At 66.5% G+C, this 16,354-nt stretch carries 16 protein-coding genes; 8 read left to right on the plus strand and 8 right to left on the minus strand.

What is annotated here, in order from left to right:
• Window positions 1-130 precede the first annotated feature (130 nt).
• From JY500_RS00145 to JY500_RS00160, 4 genes are all read right to left on the minus strand, one after another.
• Window positions 131-526, minus strand: coding sequence for a hypothetical protein (locus JY500_RS00145; RefSeq protein WP_206254643.1), 396 nt, complete (start codon window positions 524-526; stop codon window positions 131-133).
• Window positions 523-2,055 (minus strand): S41 family peptidase, encoded by a 1,533-nt coding sequence (locus tag JY500_RS00150; RefSeq protein WP_206254644.1) that lies wholly within the window; start codon window positions 2,053-2,055, stop codon window positions 523-525. The genes JY500_RS00145 and JY500_RS00150 overlap by 4 nt, the downstream gene beginning before the upstream one ends.
• Before the next feature lie 121 nt (window positions 2,056-2,176).
• The gene (locus JY500_RS00155; protein ID WP_206254645.1) at window positions 2,177-3,016 is read right to left on the minus strand and encodes a nuclear transport factor 2 family protein; all 840 of its coding nucleotides are present in this window, start codon (window positions 3,014-3,016) and stop codon (window positions 2,177-2,179) included.
• Entirely contained in the window at window positions 3,013-4,071 is a 1,059-nt protein-coding gene (locus tag JY500_RS00160) for a carboxylesterase family protein (protein ID WP_206254646.1), read from the minus strand. The genes JY500_RS00155 and JY500_RS00160 overlap by 4 nt, the downstream gene beginning before the upstream one ends.
• An 83-nt stretch (window positions 4,072-4,154) precedes the next feature.
• Between JY500_RS00160 and JY500_RS00165 the strand changes: the two genes are divergently transcribed.
• Window positions 4,155-4,772 (plus strand): TetR/AcrR family transcriptional regulator, encoded by a 618-nt coding sequence (locus JY500_RS00165; protein WP_206254647.1) that lies wholly within the window; start codon window positions 4,155-4,157, stop codon window positions 4,770-4,772.
• Here JY500_RS00165 and JY500_RS00170 read toward each other — a convergent pair.
• Both JY500_RS00170 and icmF read right to left on the minus strand, forming a co-directional pair.
• Window positions 4,769-5,590 (minus strand): hypothetical protein, encoded by an 822-nt coding sequence (locus JY500_RS00170; RefSeq protein WP_206254648.1) that lies wholly within the window; start codon window positions 5,588-5,590, stop codon window positions 4,769-4,771. The two genes, JY500_RS00165 and JY500_RS00170, sit on opposite strands and share 4 nt — an antisense overlap.
• Window positions 5,591-5,652: 62 nt before the next feature.
• Window positions 5,653-8,919, minus strand: coding sequence for a fused isobutyryl-CoA mutase/GTPase IcmF (icmF, locus tag JY500_RS00175; RefSeq protein ID WP_206254649.1), 3,267 nt, complete (start codon window positions 8,917-8,919; stop codon window positions 5,653-5,655).
• A gap of 141 nt (window positions 8,920-9,060) precedes the next feature.
• On the opposite strand from icmF, the gene JY500_RS00180 reads away from it, so the two are divergent.
• From JY500_RS00180 to JY500_RS00190, 3 genes are all read left to right on the plus strand, one after another.
• Window positions 9,061-10,116 carry an AraC family transcriptional regulator gene (locus JY500_RS00180; protein ID WP_206254650.1) on the plus strand — a complete coding sequence of 352 codons (1,056 nt, stop codon included), beginning with the start codon at window positions 9,061-9,063 and terminating at the stop codon, window positions 10,114-10,116.
• A 457-nt stretch (window positions 10,117-10,573) separates the two neighbouring features.
• Window positions 10,574-11,275, plus strand: a complete 702-nt coding sequence (locus JY500_RS00185) for a hypothetical protein (protein WP_206254651.1) — start codon at window positions 10,574-10,576, stop codon at window positions 11,273-11,275.
• 2 nt (window positions 11,276-11,277) lie between these two features.
• Window positions 11,278-11,523 (plus strand): hypothetical protein, encoded by a 246-nt coding sequence (locus tag JY500_RS00190; protein ID WP_206254652.1) that lies wholly within the window; start codon window positions 11,278-11,280, stop codon window positions 11,521-11,523.
• 359 nt (window positions 11,524-11,882) lie between these two features.
• On the opposite strand, the gene JY500_RS00195 is transcribed toward JY500_RS00190, so the two are convergent.
• Both JY500_RS00195 and pdxR read right to left on the minus strand, forming a co-directional pair.
• Window positions 11,883-12,734 (minus strand): GNAT family N-acetyltransferase, encoded by an 852-nt coding sequence (locus JY500_RS00195; RefSeq protein WP_206254653.1) that lies wholly within the window; start codon window positions 12,732-12,734, stop codon window positions 11,883-11,885.
• Window positions 12,735-12,759: 25 nt separating this feature from the next.
• Window positions 12,760-14,226, minus strand: coding sequence for a MocR-like pyridoxine biosynthesis transcription factor PdxR (gene pdxR, locus JY500_RS00200; protein WP_206254654.1), 1,467 nt, complete (start codon window positions 14,224-14,226; stop codon window positions 12,760-12,762).
• A 294-nt stretch (window positions 14,227-14,520) separates the two neighbouring features.
• Here pdxR and JY500_RS00205 point away from each other — a divergent pair, with 294 nt between their 5' ends.
• The 4 genes from JY500_RS00205 (at window position 14,521) to JY500_RS00220 (ending at window position 16,293) form a co-directional block, all read left to right on the plus strand.
• A complete protein-coding gene (locus tag JY500_RS00205; protein ID WP_206254655.1) occupies window positions 14,521-14,823 on the plus strand; it encodes a hypothetical protein in 303 nt (100 codons plus the stop codon).
• Window positions 14,824-15,002: 179 nt separating this feature from the next.
• Entirely contained in the window at window positions 15,003-15,443 is a 441-nt protein-coding gene (locus tag JY500_RS00210; protein WP_172202044.1) for a Fur family transcriptional regulator, read from the plus strand.
• Window positions 15,440-15,874: a MerC domain-containing protein gene (locus tag JY500_RS00215; protein ID WP_206254656.1), complete on the plus strand. Its 435-nt coding sequence runs from the start codon at window positions 15,440-15,442 to the stop codon at window positions 15,872-15,874. The genes JY500_RS00210 and JY500_RS00215 overlap by 4 nt, the downstream gene beginning before the upstream one ends.
• Window positions 15,875-15,948: 74 nt before the next feature.
• Entirely contained in the window at window positions 15,949-16,293 is a 345-nt protein-coding gene (locus tag JY500_RS00220; protein ID WP_206254657.1) for a hypothetical protein, read from the plus strand.
• Window positions 16,294-16,354 lie beyond the last annotated feature (61 nt).

A 16,354-nucleotide genomic window follows, 5' to 3' on the forward strand; every position in this document is an offset into this window, starting at 1 on the left:
CTCCGGGGTTGAACCGCCGCAGTCGCAAGTGGCTGCTTGCAAGACTGACGTCGTGGTTGGTCTTGGTGACGTAGCGGAAGCTAGCACAGCCTGGCGTGGCGCGTGTTGCGCGCGGCGCGCCTATGAGGCACTAGCGATCGTCCGTCTTCGTGATTTGTACGCGGCAGTGTGCAGATTCCAGCAACACCGCCGTGTCGCTGTTTTCGTTGCGCAGCAGGCAGCTACCGCCGGAGGTCACGAGGCGCAGCCGGTGCGGCTCAAAACGCGCGCGATCGGCGAGCGGCAAATCGAGCAGCGACCGCCGTGGCATCCGTTCCAGTGTCAGACGGCTCTCTTGCGTGAAGGCGTCGGGCGCCAGCAGCACCGGCGTGCCGCCGAGCAGGGTGCTGGCCGCTGCGCGTACCTCGGCGCGTGTGTCGGCGTCCGGTTCGATCAGCAGTGCGTCATGCTCCGCCAGTTGCGGCGGCGTCTGGCATGCCGTCAGCACCAGGCCGGCGACGAGCGGAAGGGCCGTTGCACGGTTCATGGTTGGCCCACGATGCGGTTGTCGCGCCACGGCGCGCGCTTGCCGATGGCCGGGCCGCTGCTGATGGCCGCAATGCGCGTTTCCCGCGCTGCCGTTTGTGCCGGGCAGACGCCGTTGGTGCGATAGCTCAGCGCGGCAGCCAGCCGTGCTTCAGCCGGGTCGCCGAGGCTGTGTGCGAAATCGTCAGCCACTGCGCAGCCGGGCAGGCCGGCGGTGCCGCTGCCCGCGGGCACGAAGCCGTCGGCGTAGTCGCCAAAGCCCGCTGCATTGACGCCGCGGAACTGGATCGCGAAGTAGGTCGTGCCGCAGTTGTCCTGCGGGTAAAAGCCGTAAGGCTTGCCGCAGGTTGTGCTGCCGATCTGCACGACTTCGACGCCGACACCGCGCAGGCCGTTGATGATCGCTTCACTGGCCGAACAGGTGCCGCTGCCGGTGAGCACGTAGACGCGGTTGAGGCCCAGCGTCGGCAGGTTCTGCCCGTACGCGAGCGAGAAGCCGAGCGTGATGTTGTAGAACGGTGTCGGCGTCAGCGTGCGGCCAGTGATCGGGTCGGTGTTCGGATACTTGTCGTTGAACACGGTGCGTTCAAAGGTCTTGCCGGCCGTCTTGGCAGGCCCGGCCACCATGTAGGCGAGCTGGCTTGCGATCGCGAGGTAGCCACCGCCGTTGTAGCGGATGTCGAGCACCAGATCCTTGATGCCCTGCGCCTTGAGCTGGCTGATCGCGGTCACGAGATCGGCCTCCGCCGGTGCGATATGGTCGTTGAACTGCATGTAGCCGACCTTGCCATCGGTGGTATCCAGCGTGCGGGTGTTCATCACCGAGCTCAGCGTCACGGCGGTCGAGGTCAGCACCACATCGCGGGTGGTGTTGGTCGCCGGGTCGCGGACGGTCAGCGTATGCGTGGCGCCAACTTGATCCGGGAACATCGCTGCGTTGAGCCCATCCACGTTGCTGCTGTAGATCACGTCGATGCCATCGGCTGCGATGACTTCCATGCCGCGCGTGAGGCCGGCCGCTTCGGCGGGGGAACCCGGCTGCAGGTAGGCGACGCGGATCTCGCGTGGCGCCTTGCGCGAAATGCTGCTCCATTCCACGCCATAACCGGCGGTTACGCCGGACTGCGATTCCGCGATCCACTTGTCGGTGGCGTAGGTGAAGTGAAACTGATCCTTCTCGCGACCGCTGGGTGTCAGCGCCGGTGTCTTCAACACATCGAAGTAGTCCTGCGGCGTGGCGTAGGCGCTCGCATCCGGATCGGGCACTTCCGAGTACCAGAGGTAGAACTCATGGATCCAGGAACGCAGCCAGGCCTTCTCGGTTGCCGCGCTGCCGGCCTTGTCCGCATAGGCCTGGCCGGTGGCCGGGTTGGTGCCGCTGCGGGGGACGATGCACTGCGCCGCCAGGGTGCCTGAGGGCGGGAAGTCCTTGGTCGTGGTGCCGCCCGACGAGCCGCCGCCCCCGCCACCGCAGGCGGCAAGCAGCAGGGCAAGGCAACTGGCAGCAAGGGCGGTACGGGATGCGCGCATCGGTGTGGCTTCTCGACGGGGGATCAGCCAGCCATTCTGCCGCAAGTTGCCGGCGCGTATGGCTCGACTGGCGCACACCTTTGACGCCGGGCAACGGGTTTACCGGCCGCCCGCTGAGGGATCAGTCCAGCGTCGGCTCCCACAGCGCGTTGACGATCTGCCAGCGGCCCTTGTCGCGAGCGAGTGCCAGGAAGTCGAAGAAGTCACGCGTTTCCAGCACCGCAATTGCCGACCGGCCACGGATGTCCAGCACCTTCACCGCAATGCCGCGCATGTCCGCAGGGGTGTTGCGGCCGCCGCCGGCGCGCGTGGCGGCGATCAGCGCCGCAGCATCGAGCGACTCGATGCGGATCTCGCCAGCACGATTGAGCAGCGCCGGTTTGCGCTTGAGCAGTGCAGGGTGCAGTGCAGCTTGCATCCGCGCCGCATTGCCTTCGTACCACCCGAGCGCGTAGTCCTGCACGACGGACGCCACCGCGTCGGCTTCACGCATGTCGCGGCCGTCCGCCGGGTCGAGCTTCGGTTCCCACAAGGCATTCAGCACCTGCCAGCGCCCGGCGTTCTTCACCAGTTGCAGGTAACTGAAAGTCCCGCCGGTTTCGACCAGAGCCATCGCGGAGATGCCACGTTTCGCCAGCACCTTGGTCGTCATGCGGACTCGGTCCGCCTCCGGTGCGCGGCGGCCGATACCGCTGCGCGCGGCACCGAGCAAGCCAAGCTGATCGATCTCTTCGAGCTGGATCGCGCCGCTGGTGCCCGCCAGGGCGGGCTTCCGGCGGATCAGATCCGGATGCGTCGCGGCTTCGATGCGTGCGGCATCGCCGGCGTACCAGCCGTCCACATAGGCGTCCAGCGTGGTGCGTAGCGCATCATCGTCCTGCGCCGAGTTAGCCCGGGCGAGTGGCATCAGGCAGACGAGCATGAGTGCGAAGCGGCACAGACGTGCGGGGCGGATGCTCATGGTTGTGTAGCCCCCGTTTGATGTTCAAAACGCCCGATGCCCGGTGCGACGAGGCGGCGTGGCTGGCCGTTGGCATCGAGCTCGAAGCGGATCAGGTGAGTGCCAATGAAGCGCTGGCCATCGATCGGCAGGAACTCGCTGCGGTAGGCCTCACCCAACGCCACTTCGAGACGATCGCCGCGCACTTCGACCTTCGCTACGCGACCATCAACCGAGCGGTATTCGCCCGCGAGTCGAACGGAAGGCTGCGGGGGCCGCTGGGCGGCTTGCGCGCCGCGACGCTGGGCGAGCAGCCAGTCGTAGAACCCGGGTGTCTCCGAGTAGGTGCGTGTCCAGGCGTCGTGGCCGACATTGGCCATCCAGTCGAGCCGCGGCGTCACACCGAGTTGCTTGAGTACCGCAGCCACGCGCTGATCCATCGCGAAAGGCACCACCGGGTCCACCTCGCCGTGCGCGATCCATACCGGCAGATGCGTCAGGTGGCTGATCGCCGGCAGCCAGTCGCCGGCGCTCGGTTCAGGCCATCCGCGGTTGTAGGCCATCATGTCGTTCGGAAACGCCCCCGCCACCGGTGCCAGGGCTGCAAACCGGTCGGGGTAGGCGAGGGCGGTACTCCATGTGCCCATGCCGCCCAGCGATAGACCGGTCAGGTAGATGCGGTCGGCGTCCACGCGCAAACGCCCGCTGACTTCGCGCAGCACCGCGTCGATAAACAACGGATGCCACATCTGCCCCTGGGGCGTTTGCGGAGCGAGCACGATCGCCGGCAGCTTGCCGCCGCCTTCGATATAGGCCGGGAGCCCCTGCGATCTCACCTTGGCGAGATCGCTGCCCCATTCGCCGGCTCCGTGCAGAAACACGATCAGCGGCCACGCGCGTTGCGGTTCTGCCTCATAGCCGTCAGGCAGCGCGACCAGGTAGTGCTGGCCGTAACGACTCTCCGCCCCAGCCGGCAAACTGCCGGCCTGCCAGGGCGATGCGGCCGCACCGAACGCGGGGATCTGCACAAGCAAAAGCGCAGCGACGAAGCGGCGGAACATTGCAGGTAGGGCCATGGCGATCTCGTTTATTAACCGACCGATCGGTATAGTAATTATCACGGTAGGATTGTCAACCAGTCCGCAGCAGCGAAAACGCAATGGCCCGACCCAAGAGCGACACGCGAGAACAACTCATCGGCCAGTTGGTCGATCTGTTCTACGAGTACGGATACGACGGCACCACGCTGGCGCTGATCACCGCCCGCACCGGGCTCGGCCGCGCCAGCATCTACCACCACTTTCCGGGCGGGAAGGACGAGATGGCCGTCGCGGTGCTGATGCAGGCTGATGCCTGGGCCAGCGCCCATGTCGACACGCTGTTGGCAAGCCCGCTGCCACCGCGTGAGCGCTTGGCCGCCTACCTCAAGGTCATCGACGAGGTGCAGTACCGCGCCAGCCAGCTCACGCCGGCCAACGCCTTCGGCATCGGCAACGGACTCGCACGTTTTGGGGGCGGCTTGCGAGAACGCTTCGTGAAGCGCGCCGAACACCTGGCCGACTTGCTGGTCGATTGCGGCGTCGCCCCGGCCGTTGCGAAACGGCGCGCCTGGGAAGCCAAGATCCTGATCGAAGGCGCGCTGGTGTGCAGCCGCGTGACCGGCGATCTGGCGCTGTATCGCGGCGTGATGCAGCAGCTTCAGGCGCAACTGCTCGCGCCGGACGACGCGCCGGGCTTGCTGCCGGCAGGTCTGAACCTGCCGACATGCGACCCCTAGAATCCCGGCACCGGATTGGCGCCTGCAACGAGCTTGAGCTCGTCGCCCTGCAGCGTGTAGCGTGCCTGTGTCGCGATCTTCACCGCAGGCGGACGTTTTCCGTCTTCATCGGGTGTGTCTCGGGTTTCACCCTTGAAGTCGATCACCACCTGCCCCTGTCGAACCGCCCATTTGCTGGAGACGTCGAAGCAGGGCTGCATCGCGCCAAGCTCCGGGTCGGCGTTATCGCAATCCCCCACTGCGCCTGAGTTTTCGGCTTCGAGTGGAATGCCGGGCGTCAGTGACTTCGCCTTGCCGGGCCAGAAGCCGAAGGCTTCCAGCCAGCTGCCGCAGTTTCCCTGCCAGCAACTACCCCATTCAGCGAACACCACGAAGGCCTTGCCGAGGCGTTCAACACGGGTAGTGCCAATGGCACCGTTCACGCCGGATGTGCCGACGCTGTCCTGTCGCGCATCGAACCGCCAGCCCTTGTCGTCGCGGCTGAAGAAATAGGCGCCAAGGCTGGCCGAACAGGCGTGGCAGTTCACCGGCTCGCCGTGCTCATCAACCGCCACCGCCTCGGTCACCATCACCGCGTGCGTGTCGTCCAGCCGGATCACATGCAGGGGGCTGACGCGGGCCTCGGTCTCGATTGTCTTGTCCGGCTGCGAAGACTCCGCCGGTAAGGAAACCGTCTGATTGGCCGCCTTGCCTTTCGGTGCCCACGTCGGGAATACAAGGCGCATCAGCCCGTTGCGGTCGAGCGTTTTCGTGTGGGGCACTTCAGGCCCGCAGGCGGTGAGGCACAGGCACAGCCAGAACGACAACAGGTAACGCATGGCAGCGGGGGGCGAATGACAGGAGCGGCGGATTATGCCCCCGGCGTATCGCCCCTCACTGCCTACATGTTCCTGCGGTACTGCCCGCCGACCTCGAACAGCGCATTCGTGATCTGGCCGAGCGAGCAGCAGCGCACGGCGTCCATCAGCACTGCGAACACGTTCTCGTCGTGGATCACCGCTTCCTTCAGCCGCGCGAGCATCGCAGGGGATTCGCCGGCATGGCTCGCATGGAAGCTGGCGAGGCGCGCGAGCTGCGACTGCTTTTCGTCTTCGGTTGAGCGCGCGAGTTCCAGCTTCTCCAGCACCGCATCGCCATGCGGATTGCGGAAGGTGTTCACGCCGACGATCGGGTAGCTGCCGTCGTGCTTCTTGTGCTCGTAGTAGAGCGACTCTTCCTGGATCTTGCCGCGCTGGTAGCCGGTCTCCATCGCGCCGAGCACGCCGCCGCGTGCAGCGATTGCTTCGAATTCCTTGAGCACCGCCTCCTCCACCAGATCGGTCAGCTCATCGATCAGGAAGCTGCCCTGGTTGGGGTTCTCGCACTTCGCCACACCCCACTCGCGGTTGATGATCAGTTGGATCGCCATCGCGCGGCGCACGCTGTCTTCGGTCGGCGTGGTGATCGCCTCGTCGAAGGCGTTGGTGTGCAGCGAGTTGCAGTTGTCGTAGATCGCGATCAGCGCCTGCAGCGTGGTGCGGATGTCGTTGAAGTCGATCTCCTGCGCGTGCAGCGAGCGGCCGGAGGTCTGGATGTGGTACTTGAGCTTCTGGCTGCGCTCGTTGGCGCCGTACTTCTCGCGCATCGCCACCGCCCAGATGCGGCGCGCCACACGGCCCAGCACCGCGTACTCCGGGTCCATGCCGTTGCTGAAGAAGAAGCTCAGGTTCGGCGCGAAGTCGTCGATGTGCATGCCGCGCGCCAGATAGGCCTCGACATAGGTGAAGCCGTTCGCGAGCGTGAAGGCGAGCTGCGAGATCGGGTTCGCGCCGGCCTCGGCGATGTGATAGCCGCTGATCGACACCGAGTAGAAGTTGCGCACATCGTGCTCGACGAAGTACTGCTGGATGTCGCCCATCACCTTCAGCGAGAACTCGGTCGAGAAGATGCAGGTGTTCTGGCCCTGGTCTTCCTTCAGGATGTCGGCCTGCACCGTGCCGCGCACGGTGGCCAGTGTCCAGGCGCGGATCTTCTCGATCTCGTCCTCGGTCGGAACGCGCCCGTTGTCCGCCTCGAACTTCTCCAGCTGCTGGGCTATCGCCGCGTTCAGGTACATCGCAAGAATCGTCGGCGCCGGCCCGTTGATCGTCATCGACACGCTGGTGTTCGGCGCGCAGAGGTCGAAGCCCGAGTACAGCACCTTCAGATCGTCCAGCGTCGCGATCGACACGCCGGAGTTGCCGACCTTGCCGTAGATGTCCGGCCGCAGGTCGGGGTCATTGCCGTACAGCGTCACTGAGTCGAAGGCGGTGGAAAGCCGCTTGGCCGGCATGCCTTCGCTGAGCAGCTTGAAGCGGCGATTGGTGCGGAAGGCATCGCCCTCGCCGGCGAACATCCGCGTCGGGTCTTCATTCTCGCGCTTGAACGCGAACACGCCGGCGGTGTAGGGATAGGCGCCGGGCAGGTTCTCGCGCATCAGGAAGCGCAGCAGCTCGTCGTGGTCTTCATACTTCGGCAGCGACACCTTGCGGATGAAGTTGCCGGAAAGGGTTTCGGACACCAGCCGGGTGCGGATCTCCTTGTCGCGGATCTTCACGACGTACTCGTCGCCGGCGTAGGACGCCGCCACCTGCGGCCAGTCTGCGAGCAGCTTCTTCTCGTGCGCGCCGAGCTGCGCATCGCGCTCGGCGATCAGCTCGTCCAGATCGGCCGCCTTGCCGCAGGCGGCCGCCATCGCCTTTGCTGCGGCCAGCTGCTGGCGTTCGCGCGCGACGCGGCTCTGCGTGGCAACGCGCTTGTGGTAGCCGCGCAGCGTGTCCGAAATCTCCGCGAGGTAGCGGCTGCGCTCCGGCGGCACGATCGGCGTCTGGTGCGTCGAGTGGCGCACATGCACGACCGGCAGGCGGCCCGCTTCGAAATGCAGGCCCAGCCCCTGCAGTGCGTCGCGCACCGCCTGGTACAGCGCGGTCACGCCGTCGTCGTTGAAACGGCTCGCCTGGGTGCCGAACACCGGCATCTCGTGCGGGCGCTGGTTGAAGGCCTCGCGGTTGCGCTGCACCTGCTTGGCCACATCGCGCAGCGCATCGGCCGCGCCCTTGCGGTCGAACTTGTTGATCGCGACGAAGTCGGCGAAGTCCAGCATGTCGATCTTCTCGAGCTGGCTCGCAGCGCCGAACTCCGGCGTCATCACATACAGCGACTTGTCGACATGCGGCACCACCGCCGCATCGCCCTGGCCGATGCCGGAGGTCTCCACGATCACCAGATCGAATCCGGCGAGCTTGCAGGCGGCAATCACCTCGGGCAGCGCGGCGGAGATCTCGCTACCCGTATCCCGTGTTGCCAGCGAGCGCATGTAGATGTTGGCGTGCTCGATTGCGTTCATGCGGATGCGGTCGCCGAGCAGCGCCCCGCCGGTGCGTTTGCGCGAAGGGTCGACCGCGATCACCGCAATCTTCATGCGGTCGCCCTGATCGAGGCGGAAGCGGCGGATCAGCTCGTCGGTCAGCGAACTCTTGCCCGAGCCGCCGGTGCCGGTGATGCCCAGGCGCGGTGTGGTCAGAGATTCGGCTTCGCGCAGGATCGCCTCGCGCACGGCCGGCGCGGCGGAGCCCGCCTCCAGCGCGGTGATCGTGCGCGCCAGCAGGCGCCGGTCGCCACCGCGCAGCCCGGCGAGCAGCGCGTCGGTATCGGTCGGCAGCTCGCGCGCGATCTCGAAATCCGCCTTCGCCACCACGTCGTTGATCATGCCCTGCAGGCCCAGCGCGGCGCCGTCTTCCGGCGAGTAGATCCGCGTCACGCCGTAGTCCATCAGCTCGCGCGCCTCGGCCGGCACGATCACGCCACCGCCACCGCCGAACACCTTGATATGCCCCGCGCCCGCCTCGCGCAGCAGGTCGACCATGTATTTGAAGAACTCGACATGCCCGCCCTGGTACGAGGTGATCGCGATGCCCTGCACATCCTCCTGCAGCGCCGCGTTCACGATCTCGCCGACCGAGCGGTTGTGGCCCAGGTGGATCACCTCGCATCCGGTCGCCTGCAGCAGCCGCCGCATGATGTTGATCGAGGCGTCGTGGCCGTCGAACAGTGCCGCGGCGGTGACGAAGCGGACACGGTGCTTCGTCTTGTACGGGGCCAATTGGGTGTGGACGCGCGGGTCGGTCATCGGTGTTCTCCAGTGCCCGCATCGTGAAGAATCGGCGGGCTTCCTGTGAAAGTAGCCGCCCGCACATCGCAGTGCCAGTGCCGGATTGGCCGCCTATCGTGCAAACTCCGCCAATCGCTTTCGCGCTTCAGTTGGCTTGTCATGCACGCGACAAATTCCGAACTTTCGCCGCCCTCGCGCGCCACCGTGGCGATCGGCTTCGTGCTGGGCATGCTGGCGGGCGCGTCGGCCCAGGGTCGCGATCCAGAGCAGCTTGCCGCCGAAGTCGGCATCGACGCGGCCCTGCTGGCCGACCCCGCGGCCCGCGTACCCCTGGCCCACTACGCCGCGCTCTACAACCATGTCGCGGCCACGCTCGACGACGAAGCCTTCGGGCTGTTCCCCCAGCCGATGCGGGTGGGCAGTTTTGAATTCCTGTGCCGGGGTGTGCTGAGCGCCGCGACGCTGGGCGAAGCGCTGGCGCGCGCGGTGCGCTTCCTGCGGCTGGTGCTGCCCGATGTGTCGATCACGGTGGCGCGAAGCGGCGAACACGCGCAGCTCACGATCAGCGAGCGCCAACCCTTTGCGGTGGACCGCGTGTTCAGCTTCGAATGGCTGCTGCGCCTGCTGCACGGGCTGTCGTGCTGGCTGGTGGGGCGCGGCATCGCGCTCGACGCGGTGGACTTCCCCTACCCGCCCCCGGCACATGTCGCCGACTACACGCTGATCTACACCGCGCAAAGCCGCTTCGCCGCGCCCGGCGATTCACCGGATACGCCGTTGGTGGCTCACTTCGCCGCCAACCTGCTCGATCTGCCCCTGCGGCGCGACGAAGCCGCGCTCGCCCGCTTCCTCGCCGGCGGGCCGGGGCGGCTCACCACCCTCTACCGGCGCGACCGCGAAATGGTCACCCGCGTGCGCGACCTGCTGCGCGAAGCCCTGCCCGAGCTCCCCACGCTCGAAACCGTGGCCGCCCGCCTGCACCTCTCCCCCCGCACCCTCGCGCGCCGGCTCGAAGCCGAAGCTTCCAGCTTCCGCGCCATCCGCGAAGCCCTGCGCCGCGACCTCGCGCTCGCACGCCTAGGGCAGACCGACGTGCCGGTCGCTACGCTCGCCGCCGAACTCGGCTACGCCGAACCTTCCGCCTTCTTCCGCGCGTTTGTCGGGTGGACTGGGCAATCGCCGAGTGCTTGGCGGCGGGGGCGTCGGCTTGGTTGATTGCACGCCGCTGCGTCAGGCAGCGGACGCGGGAGAAAGTGATTGTCGGCCTTGATTCCTCGTGGTCTTGAGGGTCCGACCTACATCGGACGAACGGATATCAATGAATTGCACGTGTCGGCGTGGTCATAGTGTCAACTACAAGGCTGGCAACAAATAATTCGCCTGCTAAGTGGGCTTCGTGCCCCTTTTCAAACCCCGGATAGCGTAGAGATACGTGATGAGATACGTCACGACGATAAGGTGATACAGGCGATACTGCATTTCCACGTCAAGCCATTGGTTTGAAGCGACATCTGTCTCGCAAGATTGATAGCCCAAATCTGAGTATTGACGTGTTCTTGTTGTCTCACCTACCTGTCGTTGCTAAAAAAGCGGACTGCTCACTGACTGGGTGTTTGCACTCCGGCAGAATTTCCGGAGAATTGGATGTATCGAAAACCCTCCCCGAAACACCATGACAACCGTACCCGATCCGCTCCCCGTCGTACCACCGGCGCCACCGCAAAGCCCGGTCCAGGCAGCAGTTGCGGCCGTCGTTCCGCCTGCGCCGCTGGAGGCGACGGCCGCCTCGCTCTTGGCCTCGACCATCGAGGCGCCGAACGTCAGGCAAGCGCAGAAGAAGGGCGAGAAAGCCAAGCAGACGAACATTGATCTGCGAAAGGTGCATTGGGCCGACGTGAAGGACGAAGACATCTGGCTGCTGAGCAACGAGCACAAGCGCTTCGGCTTCGCCCAAGTCCCGCGCACGCTGTCGCTGGTCATCAACATCATCAACGACATCGCCAAGAAGAAGTATGGCAAGGCGATTCCTGCGGGCAAGACATATTTCGCCCTCTGGTTGCATCACTACGGCGAGGGCCTTGTGCGGATCGCGAGCGAGGCGCAGATCGCGTACGAGGCGGGTTACGGCGGCCAGCGGAACGTGTCGACCTTCCGCCAGCACATGGAGGTGCTGAAGGAAATCGGGTTCGTCGACTTCCGCAAGGGCGTGAAGGGACCCATGCACTACGTGCTCCTGTTGAACCCGTACAACGTGATGAAACGCCTCCGCGACGAGAAGGACGAAACTGGCGAAAAACTCGTCTCGGATGAACAGTACGCGGCGCTGGTCGAGCGCGTGAATGACATCGGCTCACGCAGCGAACTCGGGGAGTGACCATGCAGCGGAACGTGATCGAAGAGTTCTACCGCGAGCTCGAGGCGACCGACGAGGCGTACATCCGCAAGCGGCTGCGGACCAATGGTTATTCCGGCTGGAAGATCAAGCACGTGAAGCAGTTCCTCGAAGGCAAGGACGCTGCACGGGCCGAGCATCGCGCCAAGTGGATGACTCGCTGGACCATGATCGGATCGGTCGGCGCGGTCGGCGCGGCCCTCGTTGCCGCGTTCGCGCTGTTGCGTTAGGCGTTTGTTCCTAAGAAATCGATTGCCTCGTTTGGGTCCAGTGTCGCGAGTCACCGCGGGCGTACTGGTTGTCCGGCCCCTGCTGAACCGCGAACGTCGCGTGAGCGGCCCTCATCTGTCTTTCGGCTCGGCAACCTAGATGGCGGGCTTTTGCTGCAATGCTCACGTTGGCATGGAGAGACCGAACGACAGCAGCTGGTCGGATCCGCGCGCACATCAGACTGCAAAGCCGACGTTCCCGTGCTCACGGGGCACGATCACATGAATGTCGGCTAAGGCCGCCCTGTTGTCGGATCGGCCATCGCTAATCTGACGATGCCAAGCGACTATCCGCAAACCGAGGGATTAGCCAATTCCGTCTAAAGGTGCCGCGCAACGTCAGAAGCCCTGCCACCCGCCGGCAGACGCAAGTAGGGCAAATCCACGCTCGGTACAAAGCCGAGCTTCTGCGCGAGCCGCCATGAGCCGGTGTTCTGTTTGCGGCAGGACCACACGGGGGTGAGTCCGGTTTGCAGGCAGTGGTCGATCAGGGCGATGGCGGTGGCGAGGGCGTGGCCCTGGTGGCGGTGGTCGGGGTGGGTTTCGATGCCGATTTCGAGTTGGTCGTCGAACACGAAGGATGCAAAGGCGCAGGCGGCGACTTGCCCGCCGGCGATGCTGCAGTAGCCGGTGCCTTCGCGCTGGAACTGGGCGGCATCGCGCCAGAAGCGGCGAGGCGCGACGCTGAAATCGATGCGGTCGAACAGCGCTGCGTCGATCTCGACGACCGGATGCCGGGCGCAGAGGCCGGCGCGTGCTTGGGCATAGCGCGCGGCATTGAAGCGGAAGTTGGTGCGGGTGAACAGCTGCGGGGCGTCGCCCCCCGGCGTGGCGCTGCTAGGCGTGGGCGGGAGGCCCAGCAAGGCGACGAGGGCATCGGCCAGCGGCGGCGGGCTGCACTGCAGCCATTCGTCCTCCGCTCGCGCGGCGCGTTCGCGCAGCGTGGCTTGGAGCGCGGCCGGGCTGGCCTGCGCGGCGTCGCCAAACAGCAGTGACATGCCGTAGGGGTGGGCGACCCAGACCAGCGCGGGTGCACCAGTGGCGTCGCGATGCACCCACACGCGGCCATCGACCTTGCGTTCGAGCACGCTGCGCGCGAACAGGTGGTTGATAGTCACTTGCCGCAGCATCGGCAGCAGGGCGGCGAACTGCGAGGGCCTCAGCGCTTCCATGGTTCTTCCATTTCGATGTTCCGTGTCATGGGCGCCGAGCGCGGAGGACTTCGCCGATGCGCTGCACGCCGCGTTCGATGGCGGCTTCGTCGGCTTGCGCGATCGAGAGGCGGAAGGCCGCGCCGGCAGGCGTGTGGCCGGCCGGGTAGCAGCCGGCGCCGGGCGTGACGCGCACACCGGCGGCGGCGAGCGCGGCGATCAGCTCAGCTTCGTCTGCGTGGGTGCCGGCTTGGCCGCCATCCACTTCAACCCAGCACACATAGCCGCCTTGCGGCACGCTGCAGCGCACGCGCTCGCCAGTCAGCCAGGTGCGGGTGGCGCGGATCAGGCGCTGCATGCGGCGGCGGTATTCGGTGTGCAGGCGGCGCAGGTGGCGGTCGAACTCGCCGCTGGCGCACAGCTGCCACAGCGCAGCGGCCGGCAAGGCGCTGCCACCCAGATCGGCGGTGCCGCGGGTGGCGGCAAGGGCGGGGATCAGCGCGGGCGATGCGGCGATCCAGCCGACCCGCAGGCCGGGGAACAGCAGCTTGGAGAAAGTGCCGACGTGGATGACGAGGCCCTGCCGATCGAGCGCCTTGAGTGGCGGCACCGCGCGGCCGAAGTACTTCATGTCTTCGGCGAAGCCGTCTTCGATGATCGGCAGCGCGTGCGTTTCGCACAGGCGCATCAGTTGCTCACGGTGCGCGATCGGGGTGGTGATGCCGGTGGGGTTCTGGAAGTTGGGCATCGTGTAGAGCGCGGCGGGCCGGTGTTGCGCGATCACCGCGCCGAGCGCGGCCAGATCAAGGCCGTCGTTGCGCATCGGCACGCCGATGGCGTTGGCGCCGTGCTGCGCGATCAATGCGTTGGCGCAGGCGTAGCCGGGCGCTTCCACCGCGACGTTTGCGCCCGGCGCGAGCAGCGTGCGGAAGACGAGGTCGAGCCCATGCTGGGCGCCGTTGCACAGCATCACCGAATCGGCGGTGACGGGTGCGCCGAGGCGGGCCATGCGCTCGGCGATCCACTGCCGCAGTGGTAAGTGGCCGAGTGGGCTGGGGTAGTCGAGCAGGCTGGCCGCGTCGTCCGCCAGTGCAAGTTTCATCGCGCGGCGCAGCGCATCCATCGGCGCCAGGCGCGGATCGGGCGCGAGGGGGCGGAAGTCGATGCCATCGCCCACTGCTTGCACCGATTGGGCCGGCGAGGTCGCGCTGCGCAAGCGCGATCCCCAATCGAAATGGCCATCGCTGGTGCGGGCGGCATCCGTGGCCGCCGCGCGGGCACGTACCCGGGTGTAGCCGCCGGCGCTGCTTTCAACATGGCCCGAGGCCTGCAGTTGCGCGTAGGCGCGGCACACGGTGCTGCGATTCACGCCGAGCCGTTGCGCGAGCAAGCGTGTCGGGCTGAGGGCTTCGCCCGCTGCAAGCGCGCCGGCGTCGATGCGCGCGGCCAGCTGCTGCGCAATCTGCAGGTAGAGCGGCACGGCGCTGGCGCGGTCAAGGTTCAGGAGCAGCATGGTCGGCGGAAGCGGGAGAGTGGGCCCATGCTGACACAGCGTTGGTTGGTGTGAACCACCCAATTTCGCCGCGTTTGATGCAACCAATTCGCCGGTGTCGATGCCGGGCACTGATCCGCCGGCAGGGGCTGGTGTACCGCTCAAGCGATGTCGTGTCGGCAAGTGCACCGCGCGCTGGCGACAGGCATATAGTGGGGTTGTGCAGCAACAGGGTCCCTCGCCGTCCGCGCCGCGTGCGTGGCACCTGTGGCGAGCCGGTCGTGAGCAACGCAGCACAAGCGGAAGGAGTCCGTCATGAGCACGCCCATCATTGACCCCGACATCGGGCCGGACAAAGGGCCCGAATCCGAGGAGATCCGCATCGTCGAACGCGCGGACGGGTTCTACTGGCTGGACCCCGGCTCGCTGGAGCAGTTCGGCCCCTTCGCCACCTACGAGGAGGCGCTCGCCAATTCGGACTACGGCGCCAGCGACGACGATGAAGGCACGTCGCTGCGCGAGGCGGAGGATTCGCTGGGGCTCTCGGACTGGGTGGACCCGGACACCGGTCTGCCCGCCGAAGACCATGTTCCGCGTATCTCGGACGACGATTACTGAACGCCCGCGACGACGTGACACGACAGCCCGGCGCGCGTTGCGCTCCGGCGCAGGGCTTGCGCTGAGCGCGCCTGCGCGGATGCCGGCGTAGTCCGGGTGGGCGGGCAGGCGGTGCCGGACGTGGCAGCGCTGATGCAGCGGGTTGCTATTGCAACATGGTTGCAAATACAATTGCGTTCATGAAGGAAACGCAAGACATCTCCCGCCTGCTGCGCGAACGCGGCGCCCGCGTCACGCCGGCGCGGCTGCGTGTGCTCGCGCTGCTGCGCGGCGCCGAGCGCGGGCTCTCGCATCACGACGTTGAAAAAGCGCTCGACGACGGCACGCCGGTTGATCGCGTGACGCTCTACCGTGTGCTCGACTGGCTGGTCGAACAAGGCCTCGCTCACAAGACTGCGGACGAGCAACGCGTGTTCCGCTTCTCCGCTGCCAGCACGGGCGGCGAGCCGCACCAGGCGCATGCGCATTTCGTGTGCGACGACTGCGGCAAGGTGTTCTGCCTGGAAGATACGCCACGCGCCGCGCCACGCCTGCCGGCCGGATTTGCCAGCACGCAGGTCGAATTCGAGGTGCACGGCCACTGCGCGGCCTGCAATGTGCCGGTGGAGGCCCGCCGATGAGCGCGCACGATTTGCACGGCCACCGCGGCCATACCCATCTGCCGCGCAGCACCTGGGACAAGCTGGGCATCTTCGCGTCCGCCGCCTGTCTGGTGCATTGTCTTGCGCTGCCCTTGCTGATTCCGCTGCTGCCGGCGCTGGCACTGGTGCCGCACACCGGCGTGCACGCGCTGCTGCTGGTGCCTATCGTTGGCTTGTCGCTGCTGGCCCTGCTGCCGGGCTATCGGCGCCATCGCTCTCGCTTCGTCGGCGTGGCGGCGCTCGCCGGCATCGCGCTGTGCAGCATCGCCGTGGGTGCCGAGGCGTTGTTCCACATCGAAACCCTGGACGTGCCCTTCACCGTGGCGGGCGGCCTGCTGCTGGTTGGCGCGCATGTGGTGAACCTGCGCCGCATGCGCACGCAGACCTGCCTCAGCGGATGCCCCGCCTGAGCGTGGCGTCATGCGGCTGCAACCTTGTGGCGCTGTAATCGCTTGTTCAACCTGATTCGGGTTCTTCGCCTGCCGTGACCGTGCCGAAGCGCCGGCGACTGCTGCCGGCCCTGTTCCTCCTGTGGGTCTTGCTACTGCTGCCATTGATGCAGCTGGGCGCGTTTGCGCACGGCTACGGGCATGCGGCGCAGGCTGCGGAGGCGAGCCGCACGGTGCAGGCGCCACTGGCGCCGGACGCAACGCAGTGCGAGGCCTGCCTCGCTTTCAGCGGCGTCACCGGCGGCATAGCTGGCGCGGCAAGCATCGCCGCGCTGCAGGCACCGGATGCCGTTTTCGAACTGCCCTGCTTTGCCCCCACGCCGCGCGCCGTCGCGCGGCTGCCTTACGCGTCTCGCGCACCCCCTTACGCCCTCGCCTGAACCCCGCTGACGGTATCCCGCACGGGATCGGCCGTTCCTGTTCATTGCGTTTGACGTGAGG

Source organism: Niveibacterium microcysteis, assembly GCF_017161445.1.
GTDB classification, from domain to species: Bacteria; Pseudomonadota; Gammaproteobacteria; order Burkholderiales; family Rhodocyclaceae; genus Niveibacterium; species Niveibacterium microcysteis.

Coding starts and splice junctions, on each gene's coding strand:
- JY500_RS00145 (WP_206254643.1), bottom strand. CDS start 526: ATGAACCGTGCAACGGCCCTTCCGCTCGTCGCCGGCCTGGTGCTGACG.
- JY500_RS00165 (WP_206254647.1), top strand. CDS start 4,155: ATGGCCCGACCCAAGAGCGACACGCGAGAACAACTCATCGGCCAGTTG.
- JY500_RS00150 (WP_206254644.1), bottom strand. CDS start 2,055: ATGCGCGCATCCCGTACCGCCCTTGCTGCCAGTTGCCTTGCCCTGCTG.
- JY500_RS00195 (WP_206254653.1), bottom strand. CDS start 12,734: ATGGAAGCGCTGAGGCCCTCGCAGTTCGCCGCCCTGCTGCCGATGCTG.
- JY500_RS00180 (WP_206254650.1), top strand. CDS start 9,061: ATGCACGCGACAAATTCCGAACTTTCGCCGCCCTCGCGCGCCACCGTG.
- JY500_RS00185 (WP_206254651.1), top strand. CDS start 10,574: ATGACAACCGTACCCGATCCGCTCCCCGTCGTACCACCGGCGCCACCG.
- JY500_RS00215 (WP_206254656.1), top strand. CDS start 15,440: ATGAGCGCGCACGATTTGCACGGCCACCGCGGCCATACCCATCTGCCG.
- JY500_RS00190 (WP_206254652.1), top strand. CDS start 11,278: ATGCAGCGGAACGTGATCGAAGAGTTCTACCGCGAGCTCGAGGCGACC.
- JY500_RS00205 (WP_206254655.1), top strand. CDS start 14,521: ATGAGCACGCCCATCATTGACCCCGACATCGGGCCGGACAAAGGGCCC.
- icmF (WP_206254649.1), bottom strand. CDS start 8,919: ATGACCGACCCGCGCGTCCACACCCAATTGGCCCCGTACAAGACGAAG.
- JY500_RS00170 (WP_206254648.1), bottom strand. CDS start 5,590: ATGCGTTACCTGTTGTCGTTCTGGCTGTGCCTGTGCCTCACCGCCTGC.
- JY500_RS00210 (WP_172202044.1), top strand. CDS start 15,003: ATGAAGGAAACGCAAGACATCTCCCGCCTGCTGCGCGAACGCGGCGCC.
- JY500_RS00160 (WP_206254646.1), bottom strand. CDS start 4,071: ATGGCCCTACCTGCAATGTTCCGCCGCTTCGTCGCTGCGCTTTTGCTT.
- JY500_RS00155 (WP_206254645.1), bottom strand. CDS start 3,016: ATGAGCATCCGCCCCGCACGTCTGTGCCGCTTCGCACTCATGCTCGTC.
- pdxR (WP_206254654.1), bottom strand. CDS start 14,226: ATGCTGCTCCTGAACCTTGACCGCGCCAGCGCCGTGCCGCTCTACCTG.